12 protein-coding genes and 1 riboswitch are annotated in these 15,976 nt (G+C 64.9%); of the genes, 5 read left to right on the forward strand and 7 right to left on the reverse strand.

The genetic code is table 11. The features are described 5' to 3' along the window. Positions 1–58: 58 nt before the first annotated feature. Positions 59–1,264, forward strand: a complete 1,206-nt coding sequence (locus Y887_RS09170) for an acetyl-CoA C-acyltransferase (protein WP_046964037.1) — start codon at positions 59–61, stop codon at positions 1,262–1,264. Positions 1,265–1,596: 332 nt separating this feature from the next. On the opposite strand, the gene crcB is transcribed toward Y887_RS09170, so the two are convergent. The 5 genes from crcB to Y887_RS09195 all read right to left on the reverse strand — a co-directional run bounded on the left by crcB (position 1,597) and on the right by Y887_RS09195 (position 9,094). After that, positions 1,597–1,998 carry a fluoride efflux transporter CrcB gene (crcB, locus tag Y887_RS09175; RefSeq protein ID WP_046964038.1) on the reverse strand — a complete coding sequence of 134 codons (402 nt, stop codon included), beginning with the start codon at positions 1,996–1,998 and terminating at the stop codon, positions 1,597–1,599. Positions 1,999–2,107: 109 nt separating this feature from the next. Beyond that, positions 2,108–2,176, reverse strand: a riboswitch (Fluoride riboswitch). Positions 2,177–2,178: 2 nt separating this feature from the next. Next, positions 2,179–3,468, reverse strand: coding sequence for a replication-associated recombination protein A (locus Y887_RS09180; protein ID WP_181113329.1), 1,290 nt, complete (start codon positions 3,466–3,468; stop codon positions 2,179–2,181). Positions 3,469–3,794: 326 nt separating this feature from the next. Continuing rightward, on the reverse strand, positions 3,795–4,466 hold the full coding sequence (gene lolA, locus Y887_RS09185; protein WP_046964040.1) for an outer membrane lipoprotein periplasmic chaperone LolA: 672 nt from the start codon (positions 4,464–4,466) through the stop codon (positions 3,795–3,797). A gap of 57 nt (positions 4,467–4,523) precedes the next feature. Beyond that, the gene (locus tag Y887_RS09190) at positions 4,524–6,446 is read right to left on the reverse strand and encodes a DUF3857 domain-containing transglutaminase family protein (RefSeq protein WP_046964041.1); all 1,923 of its coding nucleotides are present in this window, start codon (positions 6,444–6,446) and stop codon (positions 4,524–4,526) included. Positions 6,447–6,739: 293 nt separating this feature from the next. After that, positions 6,740–9,094 (reverse strand): DNA translocase FtsK, encoded by a 2,355-nt coding sequence (locus tag Y887_RS09195; protein ID WP_046964042.1) that lies wholly within the window; start codon positions 9,092–9,094, stop codon positions 6,740–6,742. A 283-nt stretch (positions 9,095–9,377) separates the two neighbouring features. Between Y887_RS09195 and trxB the strand changes: the two genes are divergently transcribed. The 4 genes from trxB to infA all read left to right on the forward strand — a co-directional run bounded on the left by trxB (position 9,378) and on the right by infA (position 12,617). Next, positions 9,378–10,346, forward strand: coding sequence for a thioredoxin-disulfide reductase (trxB, locus tag Y887_RS09200; RefSeq protein WP_046964043.1), 969 nt, complete (start codon positions 9,378–9,380; stop codon positions 10,344–10,346). 60 nt (positions 10,347–10,406) lie between these two features. Then, on the forward strand, positions 10,407–11,525 hold the full coding sequence (locus Y887_RS09205; protein WP_046964044.1) for a GNAT family N-acetyltransferase: 1,119 nt from the start codon (positions 10,407–10,409) through the stop codon (positions 11,523–11,525). A 43-nt stretch (positions 11,526–11,568) separates the two neighbouring features. Continuing rightward, entirely contained in the window at positions 11,569–12,318 is a 750-nt protein-coding gene (gene aat, locus Y887_RS09210; protein ID WP_046964045.1) for a leucyl/phenylalanyl-tRNA--protein transferase, read from the forward strand. Between the two features lie 80 nt (positions 12,319–12,398). Beyond that, positions 12,399–12,617 (forward strand): translation initiation factor IF-1, encoded by a 219-nt coding sequence (gene infA / locus Y887_RS09215; RefSeq protein WP_002813418.1) that lies wholly within the window; start codon positions 12,399–12,401, stop codon positions 12,615–12,617. A 402-nt stretch (positions 12,618–13,019) separates the two neighbouring features. On the opposite strand, the gene clpA is transcribed toward infA, so the two are convergent. Together clpA and clpS are read right to left on the reverse strand one after the other, a co-directional pair. After that, entirely contained in the window at positions 13,020–15,302 is a 2,283-nt protein-coding gene (gene clpA / locus Y887_RS09220; protein ID WP_046964046.1) for an ATP-dependent Clp protease ATP-binding subunit ClpA, read from the reverse strand. Between the two features lie 142 nt (positions 15,303–15,444). After that, a complete protein-coding gene (gene clpS, locus Y887_RS09225; RefSeq protein ID WP_016901748.1) occupies positions 15,445–15,765 on the reverse strand; it encodes an ATP-dependent Clp protease adapter ClpS in 321 nt (106 codons plus the stop codon). Positions 15,766–15,976 lie beyond the last annotated feature (211 nt).

Consider the following 15,976-nt stretch of genomic DNA (forward strand, 5'->3'; position numbering starts at 1 on the left):
GATCCGCAGTTGCGAACCCCCAATCCTGACTCCCCAATCCCGGCTATCGGAGATAGCCATGAGCAAGCAGATTCAAGAAGCCTATATCGTCGCCGCCACCCGTACGCCGGTCGGCAAGGCGCCCAAGGGCGTGTTCCGCAACACCCGTCCCGACGACATGCTGGCGCACGTACTGCGCGCGGTGGTGGCGCAGGCGCCGGGCATCGACCTGTCGCGCATCGACGACGCCATCATCGGCTGCGCGATGCCCGAGGGCGAGCAAGGCATGAACGTGGCGCGCATCGGCGTGCTGCTGGCGGGCCTGCCCAATACCGTCGCCGGCCAGACCATCAACCGCTTCTGTTCGTCCGGCATCCAGGCCGTGGCGATGGCAGCCGACCAGATCCGTCTGGGCAATGCCGACCTGATGCTGGCCGGCGGTACCGAGTCGATGTCGATGGTGCCGATGATGGGCAATAAGGTCGCCATGTCGCCGAGCGTGTTCGCCGACGACCATGTGGCCATCGCCTATGGCATGGGCATCACCGCCGAGAAGGTCGCAGAAGAGTGGAAGGTGTCGCGCGAGGATCAGGATGCCTTCGCGCTGGCCTCGCATCAGAAGGCGATCGCTGCGATTGCTGCCGGCGAGTTCCGCGACGAGATCACTCCGTACGAGATCCTTTCGCATCAGCCCGACTTGCAAGGCAATGTCATCGCGCTACGCAAGCGGCTGGTCGATACCGACGAAGGCCCGCGCCCGGACAGCTCGCTCGAAGGCTTGGCCAAGCTGCGCCCGGTGTTCCGTAACGGCCAGTTCGGCGGCAGCGTCACTGCCGGTAACTCCTCGCAGATGAGCGACGGCGCCGGTGCGGTGCTGCTGGCCTCCGAGCAGGCGATCAAGGATTACGGGCTGACCCCGCTGGCCCGTTTCGTCAGCTTCTCGGTCGCGGGCGTGCGCCCGGAAGTGATGGGCATCGGCCCGATCGCGGCCATTCCCAAAGCGCTCAAGCAGGCCGGCCTGACCAAGGACCAACTCGACTGGATCGAACTCAACGAAGCCTTCGCCGCGCAGGCCCTGGCGGTCATCCGCGACAGCGAACTGGACCCGTCCAAGGTCAATCCGCTGGGCGGCGCGATCGCCCTCGGCCATCCGCTGGGCGCGACCGGCGCGATCCGTGCCGCGACGCTGGTGCACGGCCTACGCCGCCGCCAGCAGAAGTACGGCATGGTCACCATGTGCATCGGCACCGGCATGGGCGCGGCGGGCATCATCGAAGCACTGTAAGCATGGGTTTGACGAGATCGGCCAGGGTGTCGATCTCGCAAACGCGATCAGCAGTGACCGAAGGCGTGCGCAAGCACGCCTTCTTTATGCCCAACTGCAACCCGTCGTCGGCCGGAGGTGCGCTGCGAGCGCAATCGCTTGCACCAGCCGACATCTCCAGTGGGTGCGCCGATTGGACCTTACCGCGCTCCTTTTTGGCGACCGCAACGCTCGGCTGCATCATGGCAACTGCCGCGCCAGCAATGTTGCACAGTCCGGGATAACCGCCGCACGCAATGCGCCGCCCGGAAGCCTTCGCCGGCAACCTTCAGTACCTCAACACAGGCCAATGCCTAGCGCGCCACCAGCCATTGGCCTGTCCGCGCACCCGCAAACACCAGCACCAGCCCGGCCACCAGCGTCACTGCCAGATACACGCCGATCATCGTGGACCGATCGGTGCGCGCAAACACCAGGCATTCCATCATCAGCGACGAGAACGTGGTCAGCCCGCCGATCATGCCGACGATCAACAAGGCCCGCAGCGGCCAGCTCGACGGTCCGCGCGCATCCAGCCAGACCAACAACACACCCGCGACGAATGAACCGACCAGGTTGACCGTCAGCGTTCCCCACGGAAAACCGGTACCGAAGCGCTGGACCAACGATGCACCAATCGCGAAACGCAGACCGGAACCCAGCGCGCCGCCCGTCATCGCCAGCAGCAGCTGTTGCCACCACACCGGTGCATTCATGCGCGCACCCCGCTATCGGGGAGAGTCTTCGAAGAAACAGCGTGCGACATCGGCGTCATCCATCCTGAGTCAAGCAGCGATGCCGGGGCACAGACCTGCCGCCCCGGCGGGGGTGGCAGGCATCATCAGCGCGCAGAGTGCGTGCGGTTCAAGGAGGAATGCCATCTCCTGTGCGGGCGATTATGCCGTGGGTTTGCCGGCCTTGTCAGCCCGCGCCTGCGCGCGTGCCTCGCGCAGCCGATCCAGCTTTTCTTTCAGCTTGATCTCCATCCCGCGCGGCACCGGGTTGTAGTACACGCGCTCGCCCATCGCATCCGGAAAGCCGGTCTGATCCAGCGCAATGCCGCCCTCGGCATCATGGTCGTACTGATAGTCCTGGCCGTAACCCAGCGTCTTCATCAGCTTGGTGGGTGCATTGCGCAGATGCAGCGGCACCTCTTGCGTGCCGGTCGCACGCACCTCGGCCTTGGCCTGATTGAACGCTGCGTAGCCGGCATTGGATTTTGCGGTGCTGGCCAGGTACAGCACCAATTGTGCGAAGGCCAGCTCGCCTTCCGGGCTGCCGAGACGCTCGTAGATGTCCCAGGCCTCCAGCGCCATGCTCTGCGCGCGCGGGTCGGCCAGACCGATATCCTCGATCGCCATGCGGGTCAGACGCCGCGCCAGATACGCGGGGTCGCAACCGCCGTCGAGCATGCGGGTGAGCCAGTACAGCGCCGCATCCGGATTGGAGCTGCGCACGGATTTATGCAGCGCCGAGATCTGGTCGTAGAACTGCTCGCCGTTCTTGTCGAAACGTCGGGTGCGGTCGGCCAGCACCTGCAGCAGCGTCTGTGGCGTGATCTCCCCGCCCTCGCCGCCCGCCAGTTCGGCGGCGATTTCCAGCAGGGTCAACGCACGCCGCACATCGCCGTCGGCCGCACTGGCGATTTCCAGCAACGACGCGTCGCTGACCCGGATCGTCTCCTGCCCCAACCCGCGCTCGGGGTCGCGCAAGGCCCGCTGCAGCGCTTCGACGATGTCCTGCGGCGACACCGATTCCAGCACGTGCACGCGGCAGCGCGACAGCAAGGCCGAATTCAATTCGAACGACGGGTTTTCCGTGGTCGCACCGACGAACAGGATGGTGCCGCGTTCGATATGCGGCAAGAACGCATCCTGCTGCGCCTTGTTGAAGCGATGCACCTCGTCGACGAACAACACGGTACGACGGCCGCTGGCGAACCGCTGCGCGGCCTCGGCCAGCACCTGGCGCACATCGGGCAACCCGGACAACACTGCGGAAATCGCCTTGAATTCGGCATCCGCATAGTGCGCCAGCAGCAAGGCGAGCGTGGTCTTGCCGCATCCCGGTGGGCCCCACAGGATCATCGAATGCACACGACCGGATTCCACCGCGCGACGCAGCGCGCTGTCGGGCGTCAACAGGCGCTTCTGGCCGACCATTTCGTCCAGCGTCCGCGGACGCATGCGCTCTGCGAGCGGGCGCAGATGGTCGGCGTCCACGCTAAGCAGATCGGCGGTACCGTCGATGGTGGATCTGGTTCTTGCCACAGCGCATTCTATCGCGGCGGGGCGTTATCGCATTGCAGCGATGTGTTGCTGCGCGCAAGCGGGGGCCTCGCACGGTCGGAGAGGCGTTCGCGGCAAGGATGCGCGTTGGCGACCGCATCCGGAGCACGGGAGGCGCCGCGCAGACGCCTTCGCGCAAGGAAGGCGTGACGTCCGCGGGCAGAGCGCAAGGTGCTCGGAACGCAGCCTGACGACACAAAGATCAGTGCCCCGCAACGACAGGGTTACTGCGCGTCGCCCACCACATCCACGCCCTTGGCGGGGGTGTAACGGAAGGTCTCGGCCGCGAATGCGGGGTTGCGCTTCCAGCCACTGAAACTGATCGCCGTGCGTTGACCCACCGCATCGACCACTTCCATCCTGGCCAGGCCATCCTTGCCGAAGCCCAGCGAGGCCATCTGGAAGCTGGCTTCGGTGTCGACCTTCGGCGTCAGCGACAGCCACTGCAGGCCATCGCGCGGCGCCGCCTCTTCGCTGACGTCGTATTGCTTGTCCAACCGCGCGGGGTCGATCAATGCCACCAGCGGGCTGTTCTGCTCTTCGTTGCCCTGCGCCCGCACCGTGACCTGCTCCAGGTCGGGATCGAAGACCCATACCTTCTTGCCGTCGGCCACGATCAGTTGCTTGTAAGGCTTGGCGTATTCCCAGCGGAACTGGCGCGGTTGCGACAATGCCACCCGCCCGCTCGAACGCTCCTTGACCCGTCCGTTGGCATCGGTGACCTGCTGGTTGAACTGCCCATCCAGGCCCTTCAGACCACGGGTGAACGTGTCCAGCTCCTGGCGCGCACCGGCAAACGCGGTGCCGGCGAACAGGGCGGTGGCGAGGACGGCATAACGGAACTGGCGATGCATCGCGGTCTTCCAGAAAGGAGTACGCCAATTCTGAAGCTTCATAGATGAATGGGCGAGCGTTATCGGACGGCCGCGTTCATGCAGCGGCAGCGGCCTGGCTCAGTGCGCGGTCTGCACCTTGGACAGATCGCCGTAGACGATCTGTCCGCGGAAGCCGCGTCGCACCTGCTGATACAACTCGCGAAACGCACGGTAATCCTGTGGCTGGCACAAGGCCTGCGGCCCGTGCACCGCCGCACGTTGCAGACGATGGACCGCGGTGACCGTCTGCCCCTGGCGCGACCAGTCCACCGCGTATTCGCCAGCCGCGTTGCGGAACTTGCTGCTACGCGGGATGGCAATGATCGGCACCGTGTCGGGGAAGGTCACTACGTAGGTTTCCTCACGCACGCTGTCGTTGCAGTAGAACGGGGTCAGGTTGTCTTCGGCCGAGGTGGTGGTGTAGATCCCGCGCGTCGACTCGGCACCCGGCATGTCCGGCAAGGTCATCCCGCCGACCACCGAAAAATCCACCGCATCGTTGGCCAGGAAGCTGTAGCGATAATTGAACGGCGCCTCCAGATCCAGCGGATCGCCCTGGATCAGCAGATCCCCGGTCCCGACGAAACCGGACTGGGCAATGATCGATTCCTCGATGCGGTTGCGGTTCTGCGCATTGAGTTGCACGAACATTGCGCGCAACCCCACTTCGCCGGTCTGCCCGCTGTCCAGGGTCGTCAGGCCCTGCAAGCCGCCCTGCGGCGTGAAGCGGTATTCGGTACGGGCAACGTAGCGGTTGACCTTGCGATCGTTGGGCGGGGTCTGGGTGACCTTACCGTCGCGTGTATGCACGACCGGCGCGCCAAGATCGCCGGCCGGCAGCTGGCCGAAGCGCGCGTACGGGTTGGTCGAATCGACGTAGAGATCGAAGGCAGGAATATAGGTGATGGCGTGATTGAAGCGCCCCAGCACCGGGATTGCCGGCAGCGTCGGACCGCCTTCGGCGCCGATCAGCACCGGTGTGCTGGCGATGCCCTTGGCCGCCAGCAGCGCCTCCAGAATCACAGTGTGGTCTTTGCAGTCGCCGTAATGATTGGTCAGGATGCTGTCGGCACTGTTGGGCTCCAGACCGCCATTGCCCAGATACACCGCCACGTAACGGATATTGCGCGCAACCCAGGCGTAGAGCGCCGCCGCCTGCGCACGCGGTTCATCGATTCCCCGGGTCACCTGGTCGGCCAAGGTTTGAATCGCCGGCGTGACCGCAGCGGCGCGCCCGCCCTTGACGTGGTACGCCAGACCCATCTGCGACCAGCTGTCGAAGGTGCTGGCCATCAGCGTGGGGCTGAACTCCCAGGTCGCCGCACTCCAGTTCTGATTCTTCATCGGCGTGGCACGCTGGTAGCGCCATTCCCATCGCGCCTGATCGCCACGCACCACCGGCTTGGTGCTGCCATGCAGACCACGCGCGGACAGATGCATCGGCAGCGACTTGGGCGCGACCAACGTTACCACCGCATCGTCGTACTGCGCGAAGACGCTGAAGGTTTCCCAAAGGCTGAAATAACCGGGGAAATACGGCGTGTTCTGCGCGCGTCGCACCCGATAGACGATGCGCGCACCCGGCGCCAGGTTCGGGAACACCACCACCTTGACCTTGCGGTCGGCATACATCGCCGCCGAGGCGCTGGAATAGCTTTCCTGGGTGTAGATCTTGTCGGCCGCCACGTCCTGACGCAGACCTTCGGCGGTGACGGTATACGCCTCCAGTACCTCCAGCGTCTCCATCTTTTCGCTATAGCTCAGCCGCACCTGGCTGAACTGCTCCACCGCCGACTTGGTCTTGAGCAGGATTTCGTATTCGTCGGTTTCCACGCTGCTGGCATCGGCGCGCACTTCGTAGTCGGCGCGATAGCGCACGAAGCTGTAATTGGTATCGGCCTGGGTGCGCGCCGCCGCGACAGGCGCGGGGTGCTGCTGCGCCTGGGCAAGCAGCGGAGCGCAGATCAACAGCACGAGCAGCAACAAGGGACGACGCAGCATGGGTCTCGATCACGACGGGCCGGAGCGGCACTTGTCAGCTAGGGTAGCCGGTGTGCCCGGCAATGACAGGTATCGACTTCCAACAATGCCGCATCGGTGCGTACGGCAGCGCTGGTTGCGGCGATTTGCGCAACGCAGATGCGGCTTGCGGCGTCCCGCACCGGCAAATCCAGCGGGTCAAGGACGATCAAGCGGGCACCCTGCGCAAGTCGAGCCCAGCTGACCGCCGAGCTCCCGCTGCGCCGCATTCCAACGCAAACCGCCGCACCACGCAGCGACGTCGACCACGACGCTTACTTCGGCGGCGGCGGCGCCAATACCGTGCGATCGCCGTTGTGCTCAGGCTGGCTGACCACCCCGGCCGCTTCCATTGCCTCGATCAGGCGCGCCGCGCGGTTGTAGCCGATCTTCAGGCGACGCTGCACACCGGAGATCGATGCGCGCCGGGTTTCGGTGACGATGCGCAACGCCTCGTCGTACAGCGGGTCGGACTCATCCCCACCGCCGCCACTGCTCTCCGGCAAGCCGGTTGCGCCCACCACGGTGCCATCGCCCATGGTCTGCACTTCGTCCAGCACGCCTTCCACGTACGACACCGGCCCGCTGGCCTTCAGATGCTCGACCACGCGATGCACTTCCTCGTCGCTGACGAAGGCGCCATGCACGCGGTCCGGCAGCGCCGTGCCCGGCGGCAGATACAACATGTCGCCATTGCCCAGCAACGCCTCGGCGCCGGACTGGTCCAGGATGGTGCGCGAGTCGATCTTGGAGCTGACCTGGAAGGCCACGCGGGTCGGGATATTGGCCTTGATCAGGCCGGTGATCACGTCCACCGACGGACGCTGCGTGGCCAGGATCAAGTGGATACCGGCCGCACGCGCCTTCTGCGCCAGACGCGCGATCAGCTCTTCGACCTTCTTGCCGACGATCATCATCATGTCGGCGAATTCGTCGATGAAGATCACGATGAACGGCAGCGTCTCCAGCGGCCGCGGCGCCTCGCCCAGTTCGGGGTTGGGCTTGAACAGCGGGTCCATCATCGGCTGGCCGGCGTCGATGGCGTCCTTGACCTTCTTGTTGAAGCCGGCCAGGTTGCGCACCCCTACCGCACTCATCAGCTTGTAGCGGCGCTCCATCTCGGCCACGCACCAGCGCAGGCCGTTGGCGGCCTCCTTCATGTCGGTGACCACCGGCGCCAGCAGATGCGGGATGCCCTGATAAACGCTCAGCTCGAGCATCTTGGGATCGATCATCAGCATCCGCAGTTCCTTGTGCGAGGCCTTGAACAACAGGCTCAGCACCATTGCGTTCACCGCCACCGACTTGCCCGAGCCGGTGGTACCGGCCACCAGCAGGTGCGGCATGCGCGCCAGGTCGGCCACGGTCGGGCGCCCGGCGATGTCCTTGCCCAGCGCAAGCGTCAGCGGGCTGGCCGACTTGTCGTATTCCTTGGAGCGCAGCAGCTCGGACAGGAAGATCATCTCGCGGGTGACGTTGGGGATCTCCAGACCCACCACCGACTTGCCCGGAATCACGTCCACCACGCGCACCGACTTGACCGACAGGCCGCGCGCGATGTCCTTGTCCAGCGAACTGATCTGGCTGACCTTGATGCCGGGCGCCGGCTCGATCTCGAAGCGGGTGATCACCGGACCGGGATAGGCCCCGACCACCTGCGCCTCGATCCGGAAATCCTTGAGCTTGAACTCGATCTGCCGCGACAGCGTTTCCAGCGTCTCTTCCGAGTACCCCTTGGCCTGCGGCTTGGGGTCGTCCAGCAGGGCCAGCGGCGGCAGGTCCGAGCCATCGGTGCTCACGCCCTGGAACATCGGAATCTGCGTATCGCGCTTGGCGCGCTCGCTCTTTTCCACCACCGGTGCCGGCGGCGGTTCGATCTTGACCGGCTCGCGCTTGGCCTGCTTGACCGCATCGACCTTGCGCACTTCCTCGCGCTCTTCGCGCATCACGCGGGTCTGCTGCCACTCGGTGGCCTGGTGGGTCTTGCGCTGCATCAACGGGCCCAGTGCAAGCACCCACTTACCGATGCGCTCCATTACCGCAAACCACGACAACCCGGTCGCCAGCGTGATCGAAACCAGCAACAGCACCACCACGAACAGATTGGCGCCCAACGCGCCGAAGCCCGAGCTGAGCGAGCCGCTGACCAGCTTGCCGAGAATGCCGCCAGCCTCGGCGACCTCGCCCTGGAACAGGCGCAAGTGCAAAAAGCCGGTCGACGAGATCAGAAAGCCCACCATGCCGACCAGCCGCAACGCCGGCCCGAGATCGCTCTGGCTCTGCTCCTCGCGCTCGCCGATCAGCGCGATCCAGGCCACCGCGCCCAGGATCACCGGCAGCAGGAAAGCCACGTAACCGAACAGCTGCAACAGCACATCCGCCGCCATCGCGCCGAATCTGCCCCCCATGTTGTGGATCGGTGCGACCAGATTGCCGGTGCGCGACCAGCCAGGATCTGTCGCCGAGTAGGTGAACAGGCTGGCCAGCAGATACAGCAGCAACGGCGCCACCGCGATCAATGCCAGATCGCGCCAGAGCTTTTGCCGACGCGGATTGTCCGCCACCGCCGTCTTGCGCGAGGACGATTTGCCCTCTGCGGGCTTGCTGCGTTCGGGAACCTGCTTTGCCACCTGTAGCCAGACCTTAGAAAAATGCTGTTAGTGGTTGATAATAAACGACTGAGTCCACGGTTTCAGCAGTTGAATGAGCGCCGGTTGCCAGCATGCCCGGCGGCCAACGAAAAACGCCGCACAAGGCGGCGTCGAACATGCGTTACGGGCGGACCATGCCATCTGCGGTTCAAGCAGTTCCATCGCGCCGCCTTGATTCACCGGGTGGGGACCGCCACTCTATGCCGCCACGGGGGCGCTGCAATCAGCGCCGTCCCTACCAATTCCTAGATCGCGAGTATACATGAGCGCCTCCTCTGCCAGTCCTGCCAAGCATTCCCGCCTGCTGATCCTCGGCTCCGGCCCGGCCGGCTGGACCGCCGCGGTCTACGCCGCCCGCGCCAACCTCAAGCCGGTGGTGATCACCGGCCTGCAGCAGGGCGGCCAGCTGATGACCACCACCGAGGTGGACAATTGGCCGGGCGACCCCCACGGCCTGATGGGCCCGGACCTGATGAACCGCATGCAGGCGCACGCCGAGCGCTTCGAGACCGAGGTCATCTTCGACCACATCCATACCGCCGATCTGTCGCAGCGCCCGTTCCGGCTGACCGGCGATAGCGCCGAGTACACCTGCGACGCACTGATCATCTCCACCGGCGCCACCGCCAAGTACCTGGGCATCCCCAGCGAGGAAGCCTTCAAGGGCCGCGGCGTGTCCGCCTGCGCCACCTGCGACGGCTTCTTCTACAAGGACCAGGACGTGGTGGTGGTCGGCGGCGGCAATACCGCGGTCGAAGAAGCGCTGTACCTGTCCAACATTGCCCGCAAGGTCTACCTGGTGCACCGCCGCGATACGCTGCGCGCCGAAAAGATCATGCAGGACAAGCTGTTCGCCAAGGTTGCCGCCGGCAAGATCGAAACCGTCTGGCACCACGCCATCGATGAAGTGCTGGGCAACGACGCCGGCGTCACCGGCGTGCGGGTCAAGTCCACCCTCGACGGCAGCACCCGCGAGATCGTCGCGCACGGTTTCTTTGTCGCCATCGGCCATCATCCCAACACGCAATTGTTCGACGGCCAGCTGGCGATGAACAACGGTTACCTGGAAATCCGCTCCGGCCTGAACGGCGCGGCGACCGAAACCTCGGTGGCCGGCGTGTTCGCCGCCGGCGACGTCGCCGACCAGCACTACCGCCAGGCGATCACCTCGGCCGGCTTCGGCTGCATGGCCGCGCTGGATGCCGAGCGCTACCTCGACAAGAGCGCCTGAGGTGGCTGCTGACCGCCGGCCGCGCCGTGCGGGCAGCGCCGAAACCAGTGGACCGTGCGCATGAACGTCACGGCCCGCTGGTGCCGCCGGCTGGACGAGCTTCCTGCCGGTGCCTGGGATGCGCTGCACGACGGCGGCCACCCCTTCGTCAGCGCTGCATTTCTGCAAGGCCTGGAACGCGAAGGCTGCCTGCGCCCGGATTGGGGCTGGAATTCGCTGCATCTGACCCTCTGGGAGGGCGACACGCTGGTCGCCGCCGCGCCGGGCTACCTGAAGAACAATTCGCATGGCGAGTTCGTGTTCGACCATGCATGGGCCCATGCCTACGCGCGCTACGGGCAGGACTATTTCCCCAAATGGCTGTGCGGCGTGCCCTACTCGCCGGTGACCGGCCCGCGACTGCTCGGCGCGCCCAGATGGCGCGGAGACCTGTTGGCCGCGATGCGCGAACTGGTGGAGCGCAGCAGCCTGTCCTCGGCGCATGTGAATTTTCATCTGGCCGACGAAGACGCCGCATTCGATGCCGATTGGCTGGAACGCAACGACCTGCAATACCACTGGCACAACGCCAGCGGCTGGAGCGATTTCGAGAGTTTTCTGGCGGCGATGGACCACAAGCGCCGCAAGAACATCCGCCAGGAACGCGGCAAGGTGCAGCGCGCCGGCGTGCAGCTGCGCGTGGTGCATGGCGATGAGGCCAGCGAGGCGGACCTGGAGGCCATGTACGGCTTCTATCTCAAGACCTTCAACGAGTACGGCAATTCGCCAGCCCTGACTCCGCAATTCCTGCGCCACCTGGCGCAGCATCTGCCGCGTCAGCTGGTGATGTTCCTGGCCGACCTCGATGGGCAAGCAATTGCCGGCGCCCTGTGCCTGCGTGGCCGCGACACACTCTATGGCCGTTACTGGGGCGGCGCCGCCCTGCCCGGGCTGCACTTCGAAACCTGCTATTACCAGGGCATCGAATACTGCCTGCGCGAGGGCCTGACCCGCTTCGAGCCCGGCGCGCAAGGCGAGCACAAGATTGCCCGCGGCTTTCTGCCGACGCTGGTGCGCAGCCGCCACTGGATCGCCGACCCCGGCTTCCGTGAACCGCTGGCGCAGTGGTGCGCCGACGAGCGCGAGGCCGTGGCCAGGCATGCGATCGAGCTGGCAAACCACAGCCCGTTTCGCGACTGACCCGATGCGCGCCACGCGCACGCAGCACCGCTAGACTCACCCGATGCCGCGCGCCCTGCCCCACCTGCTGTCACCCGACCCTGCCAGTCCGTTTCCACCGGTCGAACAGGCCTTGCGCGAGCCCGACGGCCTGCTCGCCATCGGCGGTGACCTGCAGCCGCAGCGGCTGCTCACCGCGTATGCGCACGGCATCTTCCCCTGGTTCTCGGACGGGCAACCGCTCCTGTGGTGGAGCCCGGACCCGCGCATGGTCTTTCGCACCGATGGCGTGCGCCTGTCGTCGCGCTTCAGGCGACAGTTGCGCAGTTGCAGCTGGACCCTGCGTGCAGATACCGCATTCACGCAGGTCATTGCCGCTTGCGCGTCCAGTCCGCGCCCCGGGCAGGACGGCACCTGGATCACCGCGCAGATGCAGGCTGCGTATGTCGATCTGCACCATCGCGGCCACGCGCACTCGCTGGAAGTGTTCGATGGCGCGCGCCTGGTCGGCGGCATCTACGGCGTGGCGGTCGGCCGGATGTTCTTCGGGGAAAGCATGTTCAGCGCAGTCAGCGGCGGCTCGAAAGTCGCACTCGCCGCCCTGGCCGCCGACCTGCATGCGCGCGGTTGGCCGCTGATCGATGCGCAGGTGGAAAACCCGCACCTGCTCAGCCTGGGTGCGCAACACATGCCACGCCCGGAGTTTCTGCAGCACGTGCGACGCCAGGTTGCGCTGGTGGAACCGGCCGGCAGCTGGTCCGAACGCTACGGCGAACAGCCCGCGACGGCGTTGGGTGAAGCCCGCTTAACATAAAATTTGCACCACGGGGAGATGGGGCGTAAAATGCCGTCCCTTACGGCCCTTCCGGGCCAGCTTTGATTGCACAGGATTACATGTCGAAAGACGACTCCATTGAATTCGAAGGCAGCGTCAGCGAGACGCTTCCCAACACCACGTTCCGGGTCAAGCTGGAAAACGGGCATGAAATCATCGCCCATATCTCCGGCCGTATGCGCAAGAACTACATCCGCATCCTGACCGGCGACCGGGTCAAAGTTGAGATGACTCCCTACGACCTGACCAAGGGTCGTATTACCTACCGCATGAAGTAAGCGGTTCTGGTGTGAGACGCGAGGCGGCCATTGGCCGCTTTTTGTCGTGCCTGCAATTTGGTGAGGGGCTCGTATCCCAGCTAGGCGTGGGCAAACGCGTTGTTTGGTCTCCGGGCAGAGGGAATCGGTGGGCTGCTGACAGACGTCCGATCGCGCCGACCTGACTCACGCGCTCGGGTACAACCCTCCAAACGCTCGACTTGAGCAGATCGGGCAGCGCCTTGCTTGTCTCGCGCCCTGGCCATCTTGCGTCGCCACCTCTGATAGCAGAGTCGGGATGTTGCACTGAGCGCGTTCGGGCACAGGCGGTCACTCGCTATTCGCACAACATCGGACCGCCCAGACATAAAAAAAGCCGCTCATCGGAGCGGCTTTTTCATAACCAACAGCCTGTTACAGCGATCAGTCGACCGTTGCCGGCAACAAGCGCTCCGGTTCCGGATGCGCCTCCACCACCAGCTCGCCGTCCTTGACGTCGATATTGACCCGGCCGCCCTCCACCAGCTTGCCGAACAGCAGCTCGTCGGCCAGCGGACGCTTGATCTTCTCCTGGATCACGCGCGACATCGGGCGCGCGCCCATCAGCGGGTCGAAGCCGTGCTGGGCCAGCCAATCGCGCGCAGTAGGTGTCGCCGACAGCGACACGTGCTTTTCCTGCAGCAGCATTTCCAGCTCGATGATGAACTTGTCCACCACGCGCAGGATGTGGTCGAAGCCCAACGGCTGGAACTGCACGATCGCGTCCAGACGGTTGCGGAACTCCGGCGTGAACCCGCGGCGGATCGACTCCATCGCATCGGTGGAATGATCCTGCTTGGTAAAACCGATCGACCGCCGCGATGCCTGCGTGGCACCGGCATTGGTGGTCATTACCAGGATCACGTTCTTGAAGTTGGCTTCGCGCCCGTTGGTGTCGGTGAGGATGCCGCGATCCATGACCTGCAACAGGATGTTGAAGATGTCCGGGTGCGCCTTTTCCACCTCGTCCAGCAGCAGCACGCAGTGTGGCGTCTTGACGATCTTCTCGGTCAGCAGACCACCCTGATCGAAGCCGACGTAGCCCGGAGGCGCACCGATCAGACGGCTGATCGAATGCGCTTCCATGTACTCGGACATGTCGAAACGCACCAGCTCGATGCCCAGCTGCAGCGCGAGCTGCTTGGTCACCTCGGTCTTGCCGACACCGGTGGGGCCGGCAAACAGGAAGTTGCCGATCGGCTTTTCCGGATTGGCCAGGCCAGAACGTGCCAGCTTGATCGAACCGGCCAGGGTTTCGATGGCCGGGTTCTGGCCGAAGATCACCATCTTGAGGTTGCGCTCCAGATGCTGCAGCACGTCCTTGTCGGTCGCGCTGACCTGCTTGGCCGGAATGCGCGCCATCTTGGCCACGATCGTTTCGATCTCCTCGATGTCGATCAGCTCCTTGCGCACGCCATCGGGCAGCAGACGCTGACGCGCGCCGGCCTCGTCCATCACATCGATGGCCTTGTCCGGCAACAGACGGTCGCCGATATGCTTGACCGACAGGTCCACCGCCGCCTGCAACGCGTCGTCTGCGTAAGTCACGCCATGGTGCGCTTCGTACTTGGGCTTGAGGCCCTGCAGGATCTCGAAGGTCTCGCCGACGGTCGGCTCGACGATGTCGATCTTCTGGAAGCGACGCGCCAATGCACGGTCTTTTTCGAAGATGCCGCGGTATTCCTGGAACGTGGTCGAGCCAATGCAGCGCAGCTCGCCGGACGCAAGTGCCGGCTTGATCAGGTTGGAGGCGTCCATGGTGCCGCCCGAGGCCGAGCCGGCGCCGATGATGGTGTGGATCTCATCGATGAACAGCACCGCATTGGGCACCTTCTTCAACGCGGTCAGCACGCCCTTGAGGCGCTTTTCGAAGTCGCCGCGGTACTTGGTGCCGGCGACCAGCGCGCCCAGGTCCAGGGAGAAGATCACCGCGTCGGCGAGCACTTCCGGCACGTCGTTGTCGACGATGCGCTTGGCCAGGCCCTCGGCGATCGCGGTCTTGCCCACGCCAGCCTCGCCCACGTACAGCGGGTTGTTCTTGCGGCGGCGGCACAGGACCTGGATGGTCCGCTCGATCTCGTCGGCGCGGCCGACCAGCGGGTCGATCTTGCCGTTGCGCGCCTGCTCGTTGAGGTTGGTGGCGTACTCGGCCAGCGCGTCGCCCTTGGCCTCGCCCTCCCCGCCCTCGCTCTTGGGCTCGCTGTCGGACGCGGACGGCTGCTCGCCGTCCTCGCCCAGCTTGGCGATGCCGTGGGACAGGTAATTGACGATGTCCAGGCGGGTGATGTCCTGCTGATTCAGGAAATACACCGCGTGCGAGTCTTTTTCGCCAAAGATCGCGACCAGCACGTTGGCACCGGTGACTTCCTTCTTGCCCGAGGACTGGACGTGGTAGACCGCACGCTGCAGCACACGCTGAAAGCCCAGGGTGGGCTGGGTGTCGCGACCATCGTCCTCGGCCAGGCGCGAGACCGAGGCCTCGATCGCCTGTTCCAGATCGTTGTGCAGCCGTAGCTGGTCCGCCCCGCAGGCCTTGAGCACGGCTTGCGCAGAGGGGTTGTCCAGCAGCGAGAGCAGCAGGTGCTCGACGGTCATGAACTCATGACGCGCCTCGCGTGCTCGCTTGTAGCACTGGCCGATTGTTTGCTCTAGGTCTTTGCTGAACATTGGTAACTCCGAACGGCTGTTGCCAACAATATGCGGCTTTTGTCGGGATTTTCCACAACCCTATCGGATAGGCATGTTCAGACGGCGTTAGCACGTGATCGCAGCCACACTGTTGCGCTGCTGGAACGACCGTCAGGCTCGCTCAGGTCTGTTCCATCGTGCACAGCAGCGGGTGCTGGTTCATGCGCGAAAATTCGTTGACCTGCGCCACCTTGGATTCGGCCACTTCGCGGCTGTAGACCCCGCAGACCCCGCGCCCGCGGGTATGGACGTGCAGCATCACCTGGGTGGCCCGCTCCAGATCGAGGTTGAAAAACTGCTGCAGCACGGTCACCACGAAGTCCATCGGGGTGTAGTCGTCGTTCAGCAGCAGCACCTGGTAACGCGGCGGTGGCGCCACTTCAGGCTTGCTGGCTTCGACCGTGAGGCCATGATCGTGTTCGTGAGAGGTCTTCCGAGGCATCCGGCCATTATACGGTTCATCGCCGCACGCATTGGACGATTTGCGCCGCGGCCCGCACAATTTGTCTCCGATATCCCCGGCTGGCCCTTGATGACCGATACCCCGACCGCGCTGCGACTGGCGCCGTCTTCCGCAGCATCCCGGCATGCCTGCGCGCCGCTGCCCGCACCACGCGGCCGTGCGGGTCGCCTTGGCACCGATGCGGCGACCG

Origin of the sequence: Xanthomonas pisi DSM 18956 (assembly GCF_001010415.1) — a bacterium.
GTDB lineage: Bacteria > Pseudomonadota > Gammaproteobacteria > Xanthomonadales > Xanthomonadaceae > Xanthomonas > Xanthomonas pisi.